Origin of the sequence: Kitasatospora sp. NPDC057015 (assembly GCF_042673745.1) — a bacterium.
Taxonomy (GTDB): domain Bacteria; phylum Actinomycetota; class Actinomycetes; order Streptomycetales; family Streptomycetaceae; genus Kitasatospora.
Map to the genome: position 1 here is coordinate 24,304 of NZ_JBHUSG010000019.1, position 18,856 is coordinate 43,159.

14 protein-coding genes and 3 tRNA genes are annotated in these 18,856 nt (G+C 74.8%); 1 reads left to right on the forward strand and 16 read right to left on the reverse strand.

Going from position 1 to position 18,856, the window contains the following annotated elements:
• Positions 1-53 precede the first annotated feature (53 nt).
• The 8 genes from ACFTWP_RS19430 to ACFTWP_RS19465 all read right to left on the reverse strand — a co-directional run bounded on the left by ACFTWP_RS19430 (position 54) and on the right by ACFTWP_RS19465 (position 12,931).
• A complete protein-coding gene (locus ACFTWP_RS19430; protein WP_380265829.1) occupies positions 54-2,705 on the reverse strand; it encodes a ComEC/Rec2 family competence protein in 2,652 nt (883 codons plus the stop codon).
• Positions 2,706-2,959: 254 nt separating this feature from the next.
• Complete coding sequence (locus ACFTWP_RS19435) at positions 2,960-3,691, reverse strand: helix-hairpin-helix domain-containing protein (RefSeq protein WP_380265830.1); 732 nt, start codon at positions 3,689-3,691, stop codon at positions 2,960-2,962.
• Positions 3,692-4,359: 668 nt separating this feature from the next.
• Positions 4,360-5,205, reverse strand: coding sequence for a DegV family protein (locus ACFTWP_RS19440; RefSeq protein WP_380265831.1), 846 nt, complete (start codon positions 5,203-5,205; stop codon positions 4,360-4,362).
• A 214-nt stretch (positions 5,206-5,419) separates the two neighbouring features.
• Positions 5,420-6,190: a hypothetical protein gene (locus tag ACFTWP_RS19445; RefSeq protein ID WP_380265832.1), complete on the reverse strand. Its 771-nt coding sequence runs from the start codon at positions 6,188-6,190 to the stop codon at positions 5,420-5,422.
• Between the two features lie 372 nt (positions 6,191-6,562).
• Positions 6,563-9,481 (reverse strand): leucine--tRNA ligase, encoded by a 2,919-nt coding sequence (gene leuS / locus ACFTWP_RS19450; protein WP_380265833.1) that lies wholly within the window; start codon positions 9,479-9,481, stop codon positions 6,563-6,565.
• A gap of 326 nt (positions 9,482-9,807) precedes the next feature.
• Positions 9,808-11,103 (reverse strand): hypothetical protein, encoded by a 1,296-nt coding sequence (locus ACFTWP_RS19455; RefSeq protein WP_380265834.1) that lies wholly within the window; start codon positions 11,101-11,103, stop codon positions 9,808-9,810.
• A gap of 112 nt (positions 11,104-11,215) precedes the next feature.
• Positions 11,216-11,288, reverse strand: a tRNA-Ala gene (locus ACFTWP_RS19460).
• A 203-nt stretch (positions 11,289-11,491) separates the two neighbouring features.
• Positions 11,492-12,931 carry an MFS transporter gene (locus ACFTWP_RS19465; RefSeq protein WP_380265835.1) on the reverse strand — a complete coding sequence of 480 codons (1,440 nt, stop codon included), beginning with the start codon at positions 12,929-12,931 and terminating at the stop codon, positions 11,492-11,494.
• Between the two features lie 101 nt (positions 12,932-13,032).
• Here ACFTWP_RS19465 and ACFTWP_RS19470 point away from each other — a divergent pair, with 101 nt between their 5' ends.
• On the forward strand, positions 13,033-13,941 hold the full coding sequence (locus ACFTWP_RS19470) for a helix-turn-helix transcriptional regulator (RefSeq protein WP_380265836.1): 909 nt from the start codon (positions 13,033-13,035) through the stop codon (positions 13,939-13,941).
• Between the two features lie 118 nt (positions 13,942-14,059).
• Here the strand turns inward: ACFTWP_RS19470 and ACFTWP_RS19475 are convergent.
• The 8 genes from ACFTWP_RS19475 to ACFTWP_RS19510 all read right to left on the reverse strand — a co-directional run bounded on the left by ACFTWP_RS19475 (position 14,060) and on the right by ACFTWP_RS19510 (position 18,835).
• Positions 14,060-14,132 (reverse strand) — tRNA-Ala (locus ACFTWP_RS19475).
• Between the two features lie 37 nt (positions 14,133-14,169).
• A tRNA-Ala gene (locus tag ACFTWP_RS19480) sits at positions 14,170-14,242 on the reverse strand.
• 116 nt (positions 14,243-14,358) lie between these two features.
• On the reverse strand, positions 14,359-15,006 hold the full coding sequence (locus ACFTWP_RS19485) for a histidine phosphatase family protein (protein WP_380265918.1): 648 nt from the start codon (positions 15,004-15,006) through the stop codon (positions 14,359-14,361).
• A complete protein-coding gene (rsfS, locus tag ACFTWP_RS19490) occupies positions 15,003-15,479 on the reverse strand; it encodes a ribosome silencing factor (protein WP_380265837.1) in 477 nt (158 codons plus the stop codon). The genes ACFTWP_RS19485 and rsfS overlap by 4 nt, the downstream gene beginning before the upstream one ends.
• A 162-nt stretch (positions 15,480-15,641) precedes the next feature.
• Positions 15,642-17,585 carry a LytR C-terminal domain-containing protein gene (locus tag ACFTWP_RS19495; RefSeq protein ID WP_380265838.1) on the reverse strand — a complete coding sequence of 648 codons (1,944 nt, stop codon included), beginning with the start codon at positions 17,583-17,585 and terminating at the stop codon, positions 15,642-15,644.
• 16 nt (positions 17,586-17,601) lie between these two features.
• The gene (gene nadD / locus ACFTWP_RS19500) at positions 17,602-18,234 is read right to left on the reverse strand and encodes a nicotinate-nucleotide adenylyltransferase (protein ID WP_380265839.1); all 633 of its coding nucleotides are present in this window, start codon (positions 18,232-18,234) and stop codon (positions 17,602-17,604) included.
• A gap of 148 nt (positions 18,235-18,382) precedes the next feature.
• The gene (locus tag ACFTWP_RS19505; RefSeq protein ID WP_380265840.1) at positions 18,383-18,538 is read right to left on the reverse strand and encodes a hypothetical protein; all 156 of its coding nucleotides are present in this window, start codon (positions 18,536-18,538) and stop codon (positions 18,383-18,385) included.
• A 150-nt stretch (positions 18,539-18,688) separates the two neighbouring features.
• Positions 18,689-18,835: a hypothetical protein gene (locus tag ACFTWP_RS19510; RefSeq protein WP_380265841.1), complete on the reverse strand. Its 147-nt coding sequence runs from the start codon at positions 18,833-18,835 to the stop codon at positions 18,689-18,691.
• Between the last annotated feature and the right edge of the window lie 21 nt (positions 18,836-18,856).

Sequence of the window (18,856 nt, forward strand, 5' to 3'; positions counted from 1 at the left end):
GCGGGGGCCGAACCGGGCGGGGACGGAGCCGGGCGGTCGTCAAGGGGCGGTCGTCAGGGGGCACCGGCCTCCCGGTCGTGCGGATGGGTGGCAGCGCCGAGCGTGGCGGCACTCTCGCCGAGAACGGCGATGTCTCCGGACAGGTCGGTGCGCAGCACCGCCGCACCGAGGCCGCGGAGGTGGTCGACCGTCCGGGCTGAAGGGTGACCGTACGGGTTGTCCCGGCCGCAGGAGATCAGCGCGAGCCGGGGGTGCAGCGCCGCGGTGAGCTGCCAGTCCTGCTGGGCGGAGCCGTGGTGGGCCACCTTGAGGACGTCCACCCGCCCGGGGGCGAGGCGGGCGAGCAGCGCGCCCTGGGCCGGGGGTTCCAGGTCACCGAGGAGGGCGACGCGTAGGGCACCGCCGGGCTCGCTGCCGACGCCGAGGGTGACCAGCAGCGCGACACTGGCGTTGTTGGCCCCGGGCGCCACCGCTCCCGACGCGTCCGGATCCGTCGGGGCGTCCGGCCAGAGGACGTCCCAGGAGAGCCCCCGCCCGGCCGTGCGGTGCTCACCCCGACCGGCCCGCAGCACCGGCACACCGGCGCTCGCCGCCCAGCCCCGCACTCTGGCCGCCTCGGCCGCGGGCTCGTCCAGGGTCGTGGTCTCGATGGCGCCGACCTCCCGCCCTCGCAGCACGCCGGGCACGCCCTCGACGTGGTCGGCGTGGAAGTGCGTCAGGAGCAGCAGGGCGACGCGGGTGATGCCGAGGCTGCGCAGGCAGGAGTCGGCGGCGTGCGGATCCGGCCCGGCGTCGACGACCACGGCGCTGTCGGGCACCGCGCCCGCGGGGCCGTCCGGGAGGACCGGCAGCACGAGCATGTCCCCCTGACCGATGTCGCACATGGCGAGCCGCCAGCCGTCCGGCGGCCAGCCGGTGGCGATCCTGGTGAGGGCAGGCGGACGCAGCAGGACGAGCAGCAGGGCGAGTGCGAGGACGCCGGCGGACAGTGTCCGGATCCGGCGGGCGCGGAGGTGGCCCGGCCGGACGACGCCGTCCGGGCCGGCGGGCGGCGGCCCGAGCAGCAGGGGCGCCGCCCAGCACAGCGCCAGGGTGGCCACGACCAGCGTCCCGGTGCCGAACAGGCCGCCGGGCCAGGACAGCTGGGCCCCGGGCAGGGCCGCGCCGTGCCGGGCGACCGCGGCCAGCCAGTCCGCCGGGACCTCGGCCAGGCGGGCGAGGAACCGGGCCGCCGGCGACGAGAGCGGTTCGAGCGCCAGCACCGCGAAGCCGAGCAGGGTGGCCGGTGCGACGGCGATCTCGGCGAGCAGGTTGCACGGCACACCGACCAGGCTGACGCGCGGGGCCAGCAGCACGGTGACGGGGGCGCAGAGGGCCTGCGCCGCGGCGGCGGCGGCGACCGCGGTCGCGAGCGGACCGGGCCAGCCCCTGGCACGCAGGGCCGCCGCCCAGCGCGGGCCCAGGACCACGAGCCCGGTGGTCGCGAGCACCGAGAGGACGAAGCCGTAGGAGCCGGCCAGGGCGGGGTCGAGGAGCACGAGAACGAGCACCGCGCCGGAGAGCGCGGGGACGGCGTGCCGGGGGCGTCCCGCGACCAGCGCCAGCAGTCCGATCAGGCCGGTGGCGGCCGCCCGCAGCACGCTGGGATCGGGACGGCAGACGGTGACGAAGGCGATCGTCACGGCGGTGCCCAGCAGGGCGGTCTTGCGCAGGGAGAGTCCGAGCAGCGCCGCCAGGCCTCGGCGTTCCGGGGTGCCCGTACGACGACCGGACGTACCAAGCAGCACCGCCAGCAGAATGCCCAGGTTGGCCCCGCTGACCGCCATGAGGTGCGCCAGATCGGTGGCTCGGAAGGCCTCCTGGAGGTCCTCCGGGAGGCGGGAGGTGTCCCCCACGGTCAGCCCCGGGAGCAGCCCGCGGGCGTCGGCGGGGAGGCCATCGCAGGCCGCCCGCAGGCCCGCGCGCAGTCGGCCGGCGATGCGCTGCGGGAGGCTCGGGCCCGCCAGCAGCCGTGGCGGCCCGTGGGCCAACAGCACCACCGCGACATCGCGGTACCCCTCGCCCGCCGGGAGGACCCGGACGTCGGCGGCCAGCCGGGTGGAGGGCAGCAGGGTCTGCCAGGGGACGGCGTCCTGGGCACGCACCATGACCAGGACCGGGGTCCTGGTCCGGGTGGTGGTGGCCTCCCCTACCGGGTTCGGCACGGCCACCCGGTCGGCGACGGCCTCGACGGTGACCAGGGACTGGCCCGGGGCCGTCCCCCGGGAGCGTGCGGTGCGGGCCTTCGGGTCACCGGTGATCGTGAGCTCGACCCGCAGCTCGGACGGCCCGACCGGGCGCGGGTTCGGTGGTGGGGCTGAGGAGGGAGGGGCCGAGGAGGGCGGCACGGAGGAGGGCGGCGCGGAGGGATTCGGAGCCGAGGTGGGCGAGGCCGCCGGGGCCGGCGGGCGGGCGAGTGCCGGCAGCGGGCCCCGGTGGAGGTCGGCGGTGTGCAGGAGGGTGACGGCAGTCGCGGTGGCGGCGGTGAGGAGAACGACCGCCAGGGTGAGCGTGGTGCGCCCGCGGGCTCCCCGGCGGCCGAGCAGGAGGACCGCCGCCACGACCACGGCCACGCAGGCGACGGCAACGCCCGCCGCGCGCTGGTCGGGGCCCAGCCGGAGCACGGTGGCGGCGGCGCCCCAGGCCGAGACCGCCGGGAGCAGCAACCGGAGATCCGCCGCCGGGGGCGGGACGGCTCGCGCGCCTGCCGGCTGCTCCGTGGGCTCGCCGGGGGCGGCGGCCGCCCGGGCCGGAGGGGACGTGGGAGCAGTAATAGGTCGGGCGATGGGTCACCTCCTCGGCACCGGGACGGATTGGGACGGGACGGGGGCTCGAACCGGCCCGACCCGGGGCCCGAACTGGTCCGGCCCAGGGGCGCGGCCGGCCGAAGTCCGGCGCGGGTCAGAGGGTGAGCAGCGGGTCAGAGGGTGAGCAGCGGTTTCAGTTCGGCGTACGTCCGGTCACCGACACCGCTCACCTGCCGGAGCTGGTCCAGCGAACGGAACGTCCCGTGGGCCTCCCGGTAGGCGATGATGCGCTGGGCGAGGGTGGGCCCGACGCCCGGCAGGGCGTCGAGTTGCTCGGCCGTGGCGCGGTTGAGGTTGACCGGACTCCTCGGCCCGGGCCCGGTGGCCGACTGCGCGGGAGGACCGCCGACCAGGATCTGCTCACCGTCCGTCAGCACCCGCGCCAGGTTCAACGCGCTGGTGTCGGTGTCCGGCAGGGCGCCACCGGCCGCACTGAGCGCGTCGGCCACCCGGGCCCCGCCCGGCAAGGTCCGCAGTCCGGGGCTCCGGACCCTCCCCGCGATGTCCACGACCACGCTCCCTCCCCCGGACGGCGCGCCTGCTGCGTTGTCCGCGGAGCCGGCAGGTCCGCCGGGAGCGACCGGCCCGCCGGGCGCCTCGGGACCGGCCCTGATCGTGGGCGCAGCCGCCACCGGTACCTCGACGGCCTCGGGTCGGCCGAGCCAGAAGTGCTGCACCGCGTACGCGACCGCCAGTGCCAGCAGGACGGCCAGCCCCAGCACCGCCCGCCGGTCGAACCCGAATCCCGGGCTGGCTGTCAGGCGAAGCGGCCACCGGGGAGCCGGCGAGAGCGGCGGTACGGGGAGGACCTGCGGAATCGGGGAGACCGGCGGAATCGGGAGCACCGGCGGAGGCTCGTGCCGGTCCGGCTCGGGCCCGGGTCCCGCCGCGGCAAGGGGCGGCGCACCACCGGCCTCCGCGACCGCGGCCGGATCCGGGCCACGGTCAGGACCAGGACCAGGACCAGGACCAGGACCAGGACCAGAGCCAGGGCCGTGGCCGTGGCCGTGGCCGTGGCCAGGACCAGGACCAGGACCAGGACCAGGACCAGGACCAGCATCCCGATCCGGCCCGCGCGCCAGAACGCCGGCCCGGTACCGGTCGAGGACGCCGCCGCGGGAGTCCGCGCCCGGGGCGGGCCCGGGTAGCCCGCCCCCGTCGGCCCCGTCGGCCCCGTCGGCATCGGCGGCATCGGCGGCCCCGTCGGCATCGGATTCGCCCACGGCCGCTTCACCCGCAAAGTGATCGTGTGACCGCTCCCCCTCCCGGCCCGCGGGGAGCGGCTCCCCGGGCGGCCGCATGGCGAGGAGCTGCGCCATCCGGGCTCGGACGGACTCGGTGGTCTCGCGGCGCCTGGCCGCGCCCGGCATCGGAGTTCTCATGGCCCGGGACGGTACGCACCGGAGCCGCCCCGGCGGGAAGGGTGTCCGGATCCTGTGGACAACTCGGGCCTGTGGACAACCGGTGTCGCCCGGACGAGTGGTTTCCCGTCCGCCGTGTCACGCGATCGGACTCAGCGGGGCGAGAGCACGACCGCGAGCAGCCCCGGACCGACGTGCGCGCCGATCACCGCGCCCACCTCGCCCACGTAGAGCTCCCGCAGCCCGGGGACACGCTCGCGCAGGCGCTCGGCGAGGAGTTCGGCCCGCTCCTCGGACGCCAGGTGGTGGACGGTGATGTCGACCTCGCGGTCGGCCGCCCGCTCGACGGCGATCTCCTCCAGGCGGGCGATCGCCCGGGACGCGGTGCGGACCTTCTCCAGCGGCTCGATCCGGCCGCCCGAGAGATGGAGCAGCGGCTTGACCGCTAGCGCCGAGCCGAGCAACGCCCGGGCGGCGCCGATCCGGCCGCCCCTGCGGAGGTGTTCGAGGGTGTCGACGTAGAAGAACCCGCTGGTCAGGCCGGCCCGACGGGTGGCGGCGGCGGCCACCTCGTCGAGGCTCATGCCGGACTCGGCGCTCTGGGCCGCCGTCAGCACGCAGTAGCCGAGGGCCATGCCGACGAGTCGGCTGTCGACCACGCGGACCGGGATCGGCGCCTGCGCGGCGGCGAGCCGGGCGGCCTCGCAGGTGCCGGACAGTTCGGCCGACAGGTGCAGCGAGACGGCGCCGGTGGCGCCGGACTCCGCCGCCGCCCGGTAGGCCGCGGCGAAGGTCTCCGGGTTCGGCCGGGAGGTGGTCACCCGACGCTTGACCCGTAGTGCCTCGGCGACGTCCTTGGGTGACACCTCGACACCCTCGTCGAGCACCTCGTCACCGACCGCGACGCTCAGCGGCACCACCGTGATCCCATGGCGGTCGACGGCGCCTTGCGGCAGGTAGGCCGTGGAGTCGGTGACGATGGCGAGGTCAGCGGGCATGAGCCGGAGGTTACTCCCCGTGCGCCCCGGAGGACAGCGCCGTGGACAGCGCTGGGCCCCGGAGGACAGCGCTGCACCCCGGAGGACGGGCCGCGGACAGCGCCGGAGGCCCCGACCCGGGCCGTCCCGGCCGCGCCGCCGCCCCGGCGCTCCCCGCGCCGACCCGGCGGCCTCACCCCGCGGCGGGGGTGGAGGGCGTCAGGCGTCGGGCCCGTCAGCCGGCCGAGGGGCCCGTCGACGGCTTGCGCAGGCGCTGCGCGATGCGGGAGAGCGGGTCACCCAGCCCGAGGATCTCCTCGGCGCTCGGCGCGGCGCCCGCGGCACTCAGCCCGGCCCGGCGCGGCTGCGCCCCGGGGCCGGACGCCGGCCCCGCGCCCGCACCGGTGGCCGAGGGGCCGGTGGTTCCGGTCGCCGGTGCCTCCGCCTCCCGCGCGGGGTCCCAGTGCCGGAGCGCGCCCGCCTCGCTCTCGCACTCCTTGGCGAGCCTGGTCAGTTCGTCGTCCGCGAAGCGGTGCATGCGGTCCTGTGCGGCCCACCGCATGGTCTCGGCGGAGTGCGTGATCCGCTCGGCCCGCTCCCGCAGTTCGGGGAGCTTGGCGGCGATCCGACCGGCGTCCGGCTCGCGCTCCAGGATCCGCAACTCCGTGTCCAGTTCCGCCGCGTGGGCGTCCAGCCGGCCCAGCAGCTGCAGCGACTCGACCAGCTGACCGTCCTCCGCGAGGCCCGCCTCCAGGACCTGGCGGGTGCCGTCCAGCGAGGTCCGCAGGGCGAGCCGGGTGGCGGAGATCCGCCCCTGCGCGCCCGGCTTGGTGTACGTCTTGGCCTTCAGCGCGACGTTCTCGACGGCGCGCCTGGCGTTGGCCTCGTGCCGTTCGACCCTGGTCGCCACCGCCCTGGCCGCCTTGACCGTGCCGACCACGGCCAGGGTCAGCAGTCCGACGCCGATCAACAGCACCAGGCCCAGTACCACTCCGACCGCGTCCATCACGAGCCACCTTCCGCCGAAAACCGAGCACGCCGACCCGGCCGCACCGGACCGCCCGCCCCGGGCCACGGCCCGCAGCGGTCACCGAGGCTTCCACGGTAACCGGGTCCGCGCGTCCGGGGCGGGGCAAACCGGACAGCGCCCGCGAGATCAGGGACAGATCGGGGTTCTCCCCCAGGCCGGAGGGGGCCGGTCAGGGCCGGCCGGACCCGGACCGACGACCGGGCCCGCCGGCGCCCCGACCCCCGGCCGCCGCGCACCAGGCACCCCGGGCCGTCGCCCACCGCACACACCGCGCCGCGGCCGCGGCCGGGGACGAAGGAGGGCGGCCCCGCCGGAAGTCCGACGGGGCCGCCCGGAAGTGACGAATCGTCAGCCGGTGACGATGTTCACCAGCTTCGGCGCCCGGGCGATGACCTTGCGCACCGGGGCGTCGCCGATGGCGGCGACCACGGCCGGGTCGGCCAGGGCCAGCGCCTCCAGGTCGGCGTCGGAGATCGCCGGGGAGACCTCCAGCCGGGCCTTCACCTTGCCCTTGATCTGGACGACGCAGGTGACCGACTCGTCGACCACGTACGCCGGGTCGGCGACCGGGTAGTCGGCGTAGGCCAGCGACTCGGTGTGGCCCAGCTTGCGCCACAGCTCCTCGGCGATGTGCGGCGCCAGCGGGGCGACCAGCAGCACCAGCTGCTCGGCCACCTCACGCGGCGTGGAACCGCGCTTGACCAGGAAGTTGTTCAGCTCGATGGCCTTGGCGACCGCCGTGTTGAAGCGCAGGCCCGCCATGTCGCCGCGGATGCCGTCGATGGCCTTGTGCAGGGCGCGCAGGGTCGGCTCGTCGGCCGGCTCGTCGGTGACGACCAGCTCACCGGTGCTCTCCGAGGCGATGTTGCGCCACAGCCGCTGCAGGAACCGGTACGAGCCGATCACGGCGCGGGTGTCCCACGGGCGGGAGACGTCCAGCGGGCCCATCGACATCTCGTACAGGCGCAGGGTGTCCGCGCCGTACTCGTCGGCGATCTCGTCGGGCGCGACGGCGTTCTTCAGGGACTTGCCCATCTTGCCGGCCTCGCGCTTGACCGCCTCGCCGTTCCAGGTGTAGCCGCCGTGCCCGTCCTCCGCGACCTCGGCGGCGGGCACCGGGAAGCCCCGCTCGTCGCGGTAGACGTCCGCGGTGATCATGCCCTGGTTGAACAGCTTGTGGAACGGCTCGACCGAGGAGACGTGGCCCAGGTCGTGCAGCACCTTGTGCCAGAAGCGCGCGTACAGCAGGTGCAGCACGGCGTGCTCGGCGCCGCCGACGTACAGGTCGGCGCCGCCGGCCGGCTTCTCGGGCGTCGCGCCCAGCCAGTACTTCTCGTTGGCCGGGTCGACGACCTTCTCGCTGTTGACCGGGTCGATGTAGCGCAGCTCGTACCAGCACGAACCCGCCCAGTTGGGCATGGTGTTGGTCTCCCGGCGGTACGTCCTGACGCCGTCGCCCAGGTCCAGCTCGACCGTGACCCAGTCCTCGTTGCGCGACAGCGGGGTCTTCGGCGAGGAGGTGGAGTCGTACGGGTCGTAGGTGTGCGGCGAGTAGTCCTCGACCTCGGGGACCTCGACCGGCAGCATCGAGTCGGGCAGCGCGTGCATCACGCCGTCCTCGTCGTAGACGATCGGGAAGGGCTCGCCCCAGTACCGCTGGCGGCTGAACAGCCAGTCCCGCAGGCGGTAGTTGACGGTGCCCTCGCCGATCCCGTGCTCGGTCAGCCAGCCGGTGACGTGCTGCTTGGCGTCGACGACGCTCAGGCCGTCCAGCGAGATGCCGTTCTCCGTGCCCTCGGCGTGGGCCGAGTTGACGATCACGGAGTCGTAGGTGTCGAACGCGTCGTCCCAGGTGTGCGGGTCCTCGTCGCGCCCGTCGGTGGGCTTGACGACGCAGCGCATCGGCAGCGCGAAGGCGCGGGCGAAGGCGAAGTCGCGGTGGTCGTGGGCGGGCACGGCCATGATGGCGCCGGTGCCGTAGCCCATCAGCACGTAGTCGGCGATGAACACCGGGACGGGCTCGCCGCTGACCGGGTTGGTCGCGTACGCGCCGGTGAAGACGCCGGTCTTGACCTTCGCCTCGACCTGGCGCTCGACGTCCGACTTGGCCGCGGCGGCGGCCCGGTAGGCCGTGACGGCCTCGCCGGGGGTGGCGGCGCCGCCCGTCCACTCGGCCGGGACGTCCGCCGGCCAGGCGGCCGGGACGATCGAGTCGACCAGGGCGTGCTCGGGCGCCAGCACCATGTAGGTGGCGCCGAACAGGGTGTCGGGGCGGGTGGTGAAGACGGTGATCGCCCGGTCGCCGTCCACCGCGAAGTCGACCCGGGCGCCCTCGGAGCGGCCGATCCAGTTGCGCTGCTGCAGCTTGATGGCCTCGGGCCAGTCCAGCAGGTCCAGGTCGGCGATCAGGCGGTCGGAGTAGGCGGTGATCCGCATCATCCACTGGCGCAGGTTGGACTTGAACACCGGGAAGTTGCCGCGCTCGGAGCGGCCGTCCGCGGTGACCTCCTCGTTGGCCAGCACGGTGCCCAGGCCGGGGCACCAGTTGACCGGCACCTCCTTGGAGTACGCCAGCCGGTACTCGCCCAGCAGGTCCTCGCGCTCGGCGGCGGACAGCGCGGCCCAGGCGCGGCCGTCCGGGGTCGGCCGGGAGCCGTCCTCGAACTGCGCGGCCAGCTCGGCGATCGGGCGGGCGGTGCCGGCCTCGGCGTCGTACCAGGAGTTGAAGATCTGCAGGAAGATCCACTGCGTCCAGCGGTAGTACTCGGGGTCGATGGTGGCGATCGACCGGCGCGAGTCGTGGCCCAGGCCCAGCCGGCGCAGCTGCTGGCGCATGTTGGCCATCGCCGCCTCGGTGGTGATCCGGGGGTGCTGGCCGGTGGCGACCGCGTGCTGCTCGGCGGGCAGGCCGAACGCGTCGTAGCCCAGCGTGTGCAGCACGTTGTGGCCGGTCATCCGCTGGTAGCGGGCGAAGACGTCGGTCGCGATGTACCCCAGCGGGTGGCCGACGTGCAGGCCCGCGCCCGACGGGTACGGGAACATGTCCATGATGAAGCTGTGCGGCTTCGCCGAGACGTCGCCGGCCGCCGGGTCCGCCAGCGCGCCGGTCGGGTTGGGGGCGTTGAACGTCCCCTCCTTCTCCCAGACGTCCTGCCAGCGGGACTCGATCTCGGCCGCCAGCGCGGCGGTGTACTTGAAGGCGGACTCCGCGCGGAAGGCCTCGGTTGCGTCCTCGGCCGCGCCGGGGGCAGGTGTCGTCTCGCTCATGGTCCTTCGGGCTCCATCGGTGTCAGTGCGCGAACCAGCGGCCGGTCGGCGGTGGCGGAAAGCTGGGTACGTCCTCCGGAACGGGCCCGGAAAACAAAAAGGCCCCTCACAGGAGGGGACGCCACGCCGACTCCGGCATCCGCCCGAAGGCGCAGCCGGTCCTGGTCAGCGCGGCCGGCTAAGGAGCAGGCACGCGGTTCGCATTGGCCCAGGGTACCGCAAGCCCGCCAAGGGGCAGGCGCCCACGGGCGCGAAGCGCCGGCACGGCCCGGGCCGCACCCGACCGCTCCCGCCCGGGCGGGAGCCGCGCACCGGCGCCCGGCGGCTCAGGCGAGCCCGGCCCTGGTCGCCGCGTCGAAGTCGCGCAGCGCGCGGGCGACCCGCTCGGACTGCATGCCCGCGGCCAGCAGCCTGGCCCGGTCGGCCGTCCGGGCGGCCTGCTCGGTCTCGCCGGTGCGCCGGTAGGAGTCGGCCAGCCGCACCATCAGCAGGGCCCTCGCCCGGGCCCGGCCCGGCTCCAGCACCGCCACCGCGCCCGACAGCAGGGCGCGGGCCCGCTCGTGCTCGCCGAGGAAGAGGTACCCCTCCCCCACCATGCCCGCCACGTCGGCCCGCTCCTGCCGGTGCTCCGGCAGGTCCTGCAGTGCCCCGAGCGCCCGGCCGGCCGCCGCCTCCGCCTCGGCCCGCTCGCCCCGCCGGCCGTGCGCGCGGGAGATCCGGCCCAGCTGCAGCGCGAGTTCGGCCGGGGCCAGCAGTCCGTCCGCCACCCGCAGGGCGTCGGTGAGCATCGCCACCGCGTCCAGCCCGCGACCGCCCGGGCCGTGGGTGGCCTGCACGACCAGGCAGCCGACGACGCTCACCCCGAGCCGCCGGTCGCCGCAGACGTGGGCGGCCCGCAGCGCGGCCACGAAGGCGCGCTGCGCGGCGGCCTCGTTGCCCATGTCGTGCTCGGCCCAGCCGACCAGCCGGGCGAGCCGGGCCGCGGCGGCGTAGAGCTCGCGCCCGAGCCGCTCGCCGTACGAGCCGAGCTCCAGCAGCTTGCCGACCATGGCCAGTTCGGCCCGGGCCGGGTCCAGGATCAGGCCGCCGCCGCAGGCCCGCTCCAGGCGCTGCTTGCCGGTGTGGCCGAGTCCGAGGTCGGCGAGCTGCTCGGGGGCGATCCGCAGGGCTCCGCCGCCGCCGGTGACGGGAGGCGCGGGTGAGGCCCAGTGCCGGGCGGCCTGTTCCAGTTCGTCGCCGCGGAAGAGGTCGGTGAGGCGGACCGGCCCGCCGGGGGTGGCGGCCTCGCGGAGTGCGGTCTGCGCGGTGTCCGCGGTCCACGGGTCGGTGAGCAGGCCCGGGGAGAGGATCTTCGCGCCGCGGTTGCCGCCCATCCGGCCCCAGAGCTGCTCGTAGGTGACGGCGATGCCGAGCGTGCGGCTGAGCACCTCGCACACCGTCTGGTCGTGCGGCGCGCGCGGCACCATGCCCCGGTCGCGCCACTTGTAGGGGGCGGTGGAGCTGATCGCGAGGCCGGCGGGGAGGGTCAGGTTGACCTCGCGGGAGAGGCGTTCCGGGCTCCAGCCGAGCTGGTGGAGTATCCGGGCCAGCTCTTCGTTCCGCTTGCGCGCCAGGTCGGCCATGGGCTCGACGGTAGCGGTCGGGGCGCGCCGCCCGGTAGGCCGGGGATCGCCGCCCGCCGCCGTGAACGACAAGGGCCGCCTCCCGGAACGGAAGGCGGCCCTTGTCCTGCTGTGGAGCTACGGGGAATTGAACCCCGGACCTCTTGCATGCCATGCAAGCGCTCTACCAACTGAGCTACAGCCCCTTGACCTGCGATGTCACCGCTGGTGCCACGTTTCCGTGGTTCCCCTCGGCGACATCGCCCACTTTACACGGTCACGGGGGTGCTCCACGAATCCGTATCCGGGCGCCCCTCCCGCACCCCCGGGCCGGGTGGCACGGATCCGGTCGGCTCCGTGCCACCCGATGTGCCCCGGCGGCGACCCGGGTCGGTGCCGGGCCCGCGGTTCACCCGGTGCCGGACACCCGCCGGGTCCGGGCGGCCAGCACTCCCGCGCCGGCCAGCGCCAGCGCGATCACCGCGCTGGTGACCAGCAGCGCGTGCCCGGTCGCCCGGGGCGGCGCGGGCAGGGCCGCCTCACCGAGGAAGACCGTGCCCAGCAGGGCGACCCCGATCACCTGGCCGAGCTGGATGACGGTGACCATCACCCCGCTGGCATCGGCCGCGTCCCGCGGCGCCACCCGGCCGAGCGCCCGGGCGAAGAGCGGGGCGTACGCGCAGCCCGCCGCCAGTCCGAGCCCGGTCATCACGGTCACGTCGAAGAGACCCACGGCGCCGCCGCCGCGCAGCAGCAGGCCCAGCAGCAGGTACCCGGGCGCGACCACCGCGGTGGCGAGGACGGGCAGCACCGGGTGCAGCCGGCCCGGCAGCCGCTGCCAGTGCAGGCTGGAGAGCCCGAAACCGACCGAGACCGGGACGGAGAGCAGCCCGGCCCGCAGCGCGGTGCTGCCGAGGCCCGCCTGCTGGTGCAGGGCGAAGGCGAACATGAAGCCGGAGAAGGCGGCCATGATCAGGAAGATCGCCCCGGCGGCCGGCAGCAGCCCCGGCGCGCCCAGCACCCGCCCGGAGATCAGCGGCTCTCCCCCGCGGGCCGCGATCCGCCGCTCGACCCGCCAGAACACCGCCAGCATCAGCACACCGCCGGCCAGCATCGCCCGGCCCCACAGCGGCCAGCCGAGTTCGCGGCCCAGCACCAGCGGCGCCACCAGCATGCCGAGCGCCAGCGCCAGCACCACCAGGCCCGGCAGGTCGAAGCCGCGGGTGCGGTCGCCGGGCAGCCGGGGCAGCAGCCGGGCGCCGGCCGCCAGCAGCGCCAGCCCCAGCGGCACGTTGACGAGGAACACCGGGCGCCAGCCCGTCCCGAAGAGGTCGGCGCTGACCAGCAGCCCGCCCACGGCCTGGCCGACCGCCAGCCCGCCGGCCAGCACCGCCGAGTACAGCCCCAGGGCCCTGGTCCGGGCCTGGCCGGTGAAGGAGCGCTGGATCAGGCTCATCACCTGGGGGACCATCAGTGCGGCGCCCAGCCCCTGGAGCAGCCGGAACCCGATCAGCCAGCCGGTGGCCGGCGCCAGCCCGCAGGCCAGCGAGGCCGCGGTGAACCCGGCGAGGCCCAGTTGGAACAGCCGCCCGTAGCCGAACCGGGCGCCCAGCCGGGCGCCGGTGATCAGCAGCACGGCGTACGCGATCGTGTAGCCCGCGATGACCAGTTGGAGGGCCGCGCCGGAGGCGTGCAGGTCGGTGCGGATGGTGGGCACGGCCACGTTGACGATGGAGACGTCGAGCACGGCCATGAACTGGCCGCCGAGCACGAGGGCGAGGAGCAGCCCGGGCCGCGCGGGCCGGGTGGGCCCGCCGGAGGCGGCGGGTCGGGTCTGAAGGTCCGTCATGGGCCCAGGCTGCCCGGATACCGGTACCGGTGGTTAGAGCCTGCTGATCCTGGTACCGGCAGCACCTGGGACGGCGGGCCGGGGTGCGGCACCATGGCGGGATGACAGCCCTCGACGAGAGCCCCGTCCCACCGCCAGGGCCCGGGCCGAAGCCGCAGGACCACCGCCGGACCGAGCTCGCCGGGTTCCTCAAGGCCTGCCGGGCCCGCGTCACCCCGGAGGAGGTGGGCCTGCCGCCCGGGCTGCGCCGCCGCACCCCGGGGCTGCGCCGGGAGGAGGTGGCGCAGCTCGCCGGGGTGGGGGTGACCTGGTACACCTGGCTGGAGCAGGGCCGCCCGATCAACGCCAGCGAGCAGGTGCTGGCCGCGGTGGCCGGCTCGCTGCGCCTGGACGCCACCGAACGGGACCACCTGTTCCGGCTGGCCGGGGTGCGGGTGGAGGCACGGACCGCGGTGGCGCACTCCCACCTGGACGCGTCCACCCAGGTCATCCTGGACGCGCTGGCGCCGCTGCCGGCCGCGGTCTGCAACAGCCGCTACGACGTGCTGCTGCACAACGTGCCGTACGAGTCGCTGTTCGGGGCCGACCGGCCGACCGCACCGCACGGGACGTTCAACAGCCTGTGGTGCACCGTCACCGGGCCGGCCTGCTGCAATCCGTTCCTGAACCGCGACGAGGAGCTGCCCCGGATGGTCGGGGTGCTGCGGGCCGCGTACGGCAAGCATGTGGGCGAGCCGGTCTGGGAGGGCTACATCCGGGAACTGACGCTGGCGAGCGAGGAGTTCCGCGAGCTGTGGGCCCGGCAGGAGGTGGCGCCGGCCAGGAGCGCGCTGAAGGTGTTCCGGCACCCCGTGGTCGGGGAGCTGCGCTTCACCGCGGCCTACCTGACGCTACCGGCCGTCCCCGAGCACTACATGGTGGTGTACACCCCGCAGGGGCCGCAGGACCGGGAGCGGGTGGAGCGGATGGCGACCCTCCCGCCGCAGCGGCCGGCCCCCTGCCCGCACTGAGCCGCCGGCGCGGGAACCGGGTGTCGTGCCGGCCCGGAGGTGCCCGAGACCCCGACGCACCGGGGCCCGGACGCACCGAAGGCCGCCACCCGGTGGGTGGCGGCCTTCGGAACTGTTGTGGAGCTACGGGGAATTGAACCCCGGACCTCTTGCATGCCATGCAAGCGCTCTACCAACTGAGCTACAGCCCCGCGACACGAACGGCCCTCGCGGACCGGTGGTGCGGAGTGGAGCTACGGGGAATTGAACCCCGGACCTCTTGCATGCCATGCAAGCGCTCTACCAACTGAGCTACAGCCCCGCACTCGTGGGTTTTCCGGCTGCCCCTGCGGGGCCGCTTTCTCACCTGCGAACGAGGAAGACTCTAGCTGGTCAGGCCCGGAACTGCGAAATCCCGCCCGCGGCAGCCCTCCGGCCTCAGGTGTCGTCGCCGATCACCGGCTGCGGCAGGGTGCCCGCGTTGTGCTCCAGCAGGCGCCAGCCGCGCGCACCCCGGCCCAGGACGGACCAGCAGCAGTTGGACAGGCCTCCGAAGCACTCCCAGAGCGCCGGGTCCAGGCCCAGCAGCCGGCCGAGCATGGTGCGGATCGTGCCGCCGTGGCTGACCACGACCAGGGTGCCGTTCTCCGGCAGCTTCTGGACGGCCTCCAGCACCGCCGGCACGGAACGGTCCGCGACCTCGGTGGACAGCTCGCCGCCGCCGCGCCGGACCGGCTCGCCCTGCGCCCACGCCTCGTACTGCTCCGGGAACCGGGCCCGGATCTCCGCGTTGGTCAGCCCCTGCCAGTCCCCCGCGTACGTCTCGCGCAGGCCCTCGTGCTGGTGCACGTCCAGGCCGGTGACGTGGGACAGCTCGGCGGCGGTCCGCACGGCCCGCTTGAGGTCGGAGGAGATCAGCAGGTCCGGGTGGAGCCCGGCGAGCAGCCGGGCCGCCCGCTGCGCCTGCTGGACGCCCTGGCCGGTCAGCTCGATGTCGGTGGTGCCCTGGAAGCGCGATTCGAGGTTCCAGGAGGTCTGGCCGTGCCGCCAGAAGACGATGCGCGGTCCCCGCGCCTCCCGGCTCAGCTGTGGTCCTCGGAGACGTAGATCCCGACGCCGAAGTCGTCGGCCGGCGGGGCGGTGACGTTGCCGGCCGCATCGGTCTCGGCGCCCTCGGGGCGGTTGCGCGAGGCGATCGCGTCCTCGGGCAGCGCGAGCTCGGGGCAGTCCTTCCAGAGCCGGTCGAGGGAGTAGAAGGAGCGCTCCTCGGAGTGCTGGACGTGCACCACGATGTCCAGGTAGTCGAGCAGGATCCAGCGACCCTCGCGCTCACCCTCGCGGCGCACCGGCTTGACGTCCAGCTTCTCGCGCAGCTGGTCCTCGATCTCCTCGGCGATCGACTTCACCTGGCGGTCGTTGTTCGCGGAGGCGATCAGGAAGGCGTCGGTGATCGACAGCACCTCGCTGACGTCGAACGCGATGATGTTGTGGGCCAGCTTGTCGGCCGCCGCCTGGGCGGCGACGTTGATGAGTTCCTGGCTGTGGTCGGTGACGGTCACTGTGTTCTTCCGGCTCGGCTGCAGAGATGGCGCCCTCGCTCTGCCCGACTGCGGGCAAGAGGGCCCCAGTCCAGGATCTCACGCCGCCGCCGCGGCCCCGGACCGATTCGGTCGGGGGCCGCGGCGGTGCGGTGTCCGGCGCCGGCGGGCGGGCGCGGGCCGCTACTGCGGCTTCGGCGCCTGGTAGTCCTTGCCGAGCACCACCAGCAGGTCGGCGGTCTGCGCCCCGGTGACCTTCTTCACCACCGTCTCCGGCAGGTTCAGGCTGGTCGCCAGCGACTTCGCGGCCTCCTGCCGGGCGTCGTCGGTGTAGCGGATCTCGGAGGTCGCCTGCGGAGTGCTCTTCGCCGTCCCCGGCACGAAGGTCAGCCCCGCGTTGGTCACCTGGACCTGCGCCGCGGCGGCCGCCTGGTCGTTGCCGGAGGCGTCCTGGATCGCGACCCGGGCGGCGGCGCCGACGCTGTCGGCGCTGTGCACGGTGCCGCCGAGGACCTCCTTGACCTGCTTGCCGGCGGTGGCGTCGTCCAGCCCGCCGTCGGGCTTGACCGGCAGCGCCGAGGTGGCGAAGTGCCCGTCCTTGGCCTGCTGGGCGAGCTGCACCAGCACCCCGGCCAGCGCGTCCTTGGGCAGCGAGGGGTCGAGGACGGCGCCCATCCTGGTCACCACGTCCGTGGCGTCCTTCAGATCGGTCGGCATCGTCTTGACGATCGCCTCCAGCACCTGGCCGAACCGCGCCAGCTGGACGTCCCGGCCCTCGCCCGCGCCCTGGTAGGTGGCGTACTGCACGGCGGCCTGGCCGCTGAGCAGGACGTTCTTGCCGGGCGAGGCCAGCACCTTGCCGTCCGGCTTGCCGGCCTCGCGCAGCTCCACGTCGATGTCCGCGCGGACCCCGCCGAGCTGCGCGACCAGCAGCTGGAGGTACGGGGTGTCCAGGCGCCAGGTGCCGGCCACCGGGGCTCCGAGGACGTTCCCGAGACCCTCGCGGGTGTTGGAGGCGCCGATGGTGTCCATCGCCTGGCCGAGCGCGACCGTCGGCGGGTCACCCGCGCCGGGCAGCTTGAGGCCCTCCGGCAACAGCAGCACCGAGCCCTTGTGGCCGGAGGCGTCGTTGACCAGCAGCGCCGAGGAGACCTTGCCCTGGAGGTCGCGCAGGTGCACCACGTTGACCTGGCGGGGCCCGGCCGCCGAGGCCGCCGTCTTCGCGCCGCCGAGCTTGCCGGTGAACCACAGGTACCCGGTGCCGGCGCCGCCCAGCACGGCCAGCACGACGACCGCGCCGACCAGCCGGTTGCGCAGCTTCCGGCGGCGCTCGTCCCGGCGCTCGGTGCGCGACTCGGCGAACTTCAGCCAGTCGATGACGTCCTCGGACTCCTCCGCCTCCTCCTCGACGAAGGTGAACTCGCCGGTGGCGTAGTCGTCCGCGGGCGCCTTCGCGCCCTTGGCCGCACGGGAGCCGCCGACCTGCTCGGAGGGCTGCTCCGGCTTGACCGGGGCGGCCTGCGGCGCGGGGCGGGCCGGGCGGGGGCGCGGCGGTGCGGCCGGGGCGGCGGCCACCGGCGGCGCCGCGGCGGCGAACGGCTCCCGCTGCGCGGCCTGCTCGTACCCCGGCGCGTCCTGGGCCGGCTGCCCGTAGCCCGGCTGCTGCTGCTCCGGCTGGCGGTACGGCTGGTAGGGCTGCTGCCCGTAGCCGGGCTGCTGGTACTCCTCGTACGCCGGCGACCCGTAGCCCGGCGACTGCGGCGACTCGTACCCGGGTGACTGCGGGTAGGCCTGCGGCTGTCCGTACCGGTCGTACTGCGGGGCGTAGGCCTGCGGCCGGTCCGCCCGGCCGTACTGCTCCTGCTCGTAGCCGGGCTGCGGCCGGGCCGGCTGCTGGTACGAGGGATAGGGCTGGCCATACTGGTCGTACTGCGGCTCGTAGCCGGACTGCTCGTAGGGCGCCTGCTCGTAGGGCGCCTGCTGGTGGCCGGACTGCTCGTGGCCGGACTGCTCGTAACCCGGCTGCTGCCGGTACGGCGGGTAGGGCTGCTGCTGCTGGTACTGCGGGTACTGCCCGGTCGACCAGTCGTCGTCCTGCTGGCCCCTGCGGTCTGCCGTTCCGGTCACGCCGACCCTCCTGGGATCAAGGCTGGGCCGGCGCGTAGAGCGCCCGCTTGTCGATGTAACGGACCACGCCGTCCGGGACGAGGTACCAGACCGGTTCACCCTTGGCGACCCGGTTGCGGCAGTCCGTGGACGAGATGGCCAGCGCGGGTACCTCCACCAGGGACACCCCGCCCACCGGGAGCCCGGCGTCCGTCAGAGTGTGCCCCGGGCGGGTGCATCCGATGAAGTGGGCGAGCGAGAAGAGCTCCTCGGAGTCCCGCCAGGACAGGATCTGGGCGAGCGCGTCGGCCCCGGTGATGAAGAAGAGGTCGGAGTCCGGGTGCATCGTCCGGAGGTCCCGCAGGGTGTCGACGGTGTACGTCGGCCCCTCGCGGTCGATGTCGATCCGGCTGACCGAGAACTGCGGGTTCTCGGCGGTGGCGATGACCGTCATCAGGTAGCGGTCCTCGGCGGGCGTCACCCGGCGGTCGTCCTTCTGCCACGGCTGCCCGGTCGGCACGAAGATCACCTCGTCGAGGTGGAACGCGCTCGCCACCTCACTGGCGGCGACCAGGTGCCCGTGGTGAATCGGGTCGAAGGTGCCACCCATCACGCCGAGGCGCTTCTTCGCCGGTTGGAGTCCGCCGGGGGTCTCGGCCTGCTGTCCCATGCCGCCACACCTTACGCGACACGGGTTACGGTGCGCGTCCCCCGGTCGGCCTCACGGACGCGGACATGGCAAAGGGAGCGCCCACCGCTCTCGCGGGGCGCTCCCAGGGCCTGTCCGGCCGGTGCTGCGCGGCCGGCGCCGCCCGCGCTCAGCGGTCGCGGTTGAACCGGGTCGTGATGAAGAGCAGCAGCAGCAGGATGAACAGCCCGGCACCGCCGGTGAGGTACGGGTTGAGGCTGTCGTGGTTGCCACCCTCGCCCTCGGCGATCAGGTTGAGAACGGGGAGTGCAGCGGCAGTGCTCATGGTCGCAGGACCTTCTCGGCTCGGGTGACGGACCAGGGGTCTGGGCCGTTGAGGGCCCACCGGCCCATCGTACGGGTGGCCTCCGCGCAACCGCGCGGCGGCCCACCGCGTCTGATCCCGCGTGAGCCCCCGCCGTCCGCGGCGGGCGGCTCAGCTCTTGCGGCCGGCCCGCAGCAGCACCCAGGCCAGCAGGCCGACGCCGACGAAGGAGGCCACCACGATCACCCGCAGGAACAGTCCGGGGCCGGTCTCCGAGGAGATCGGGGCGGCCAGGGTGACAAGGGTGTCGGGGGACATCTGCGGGCTCCTCGGTCGGCT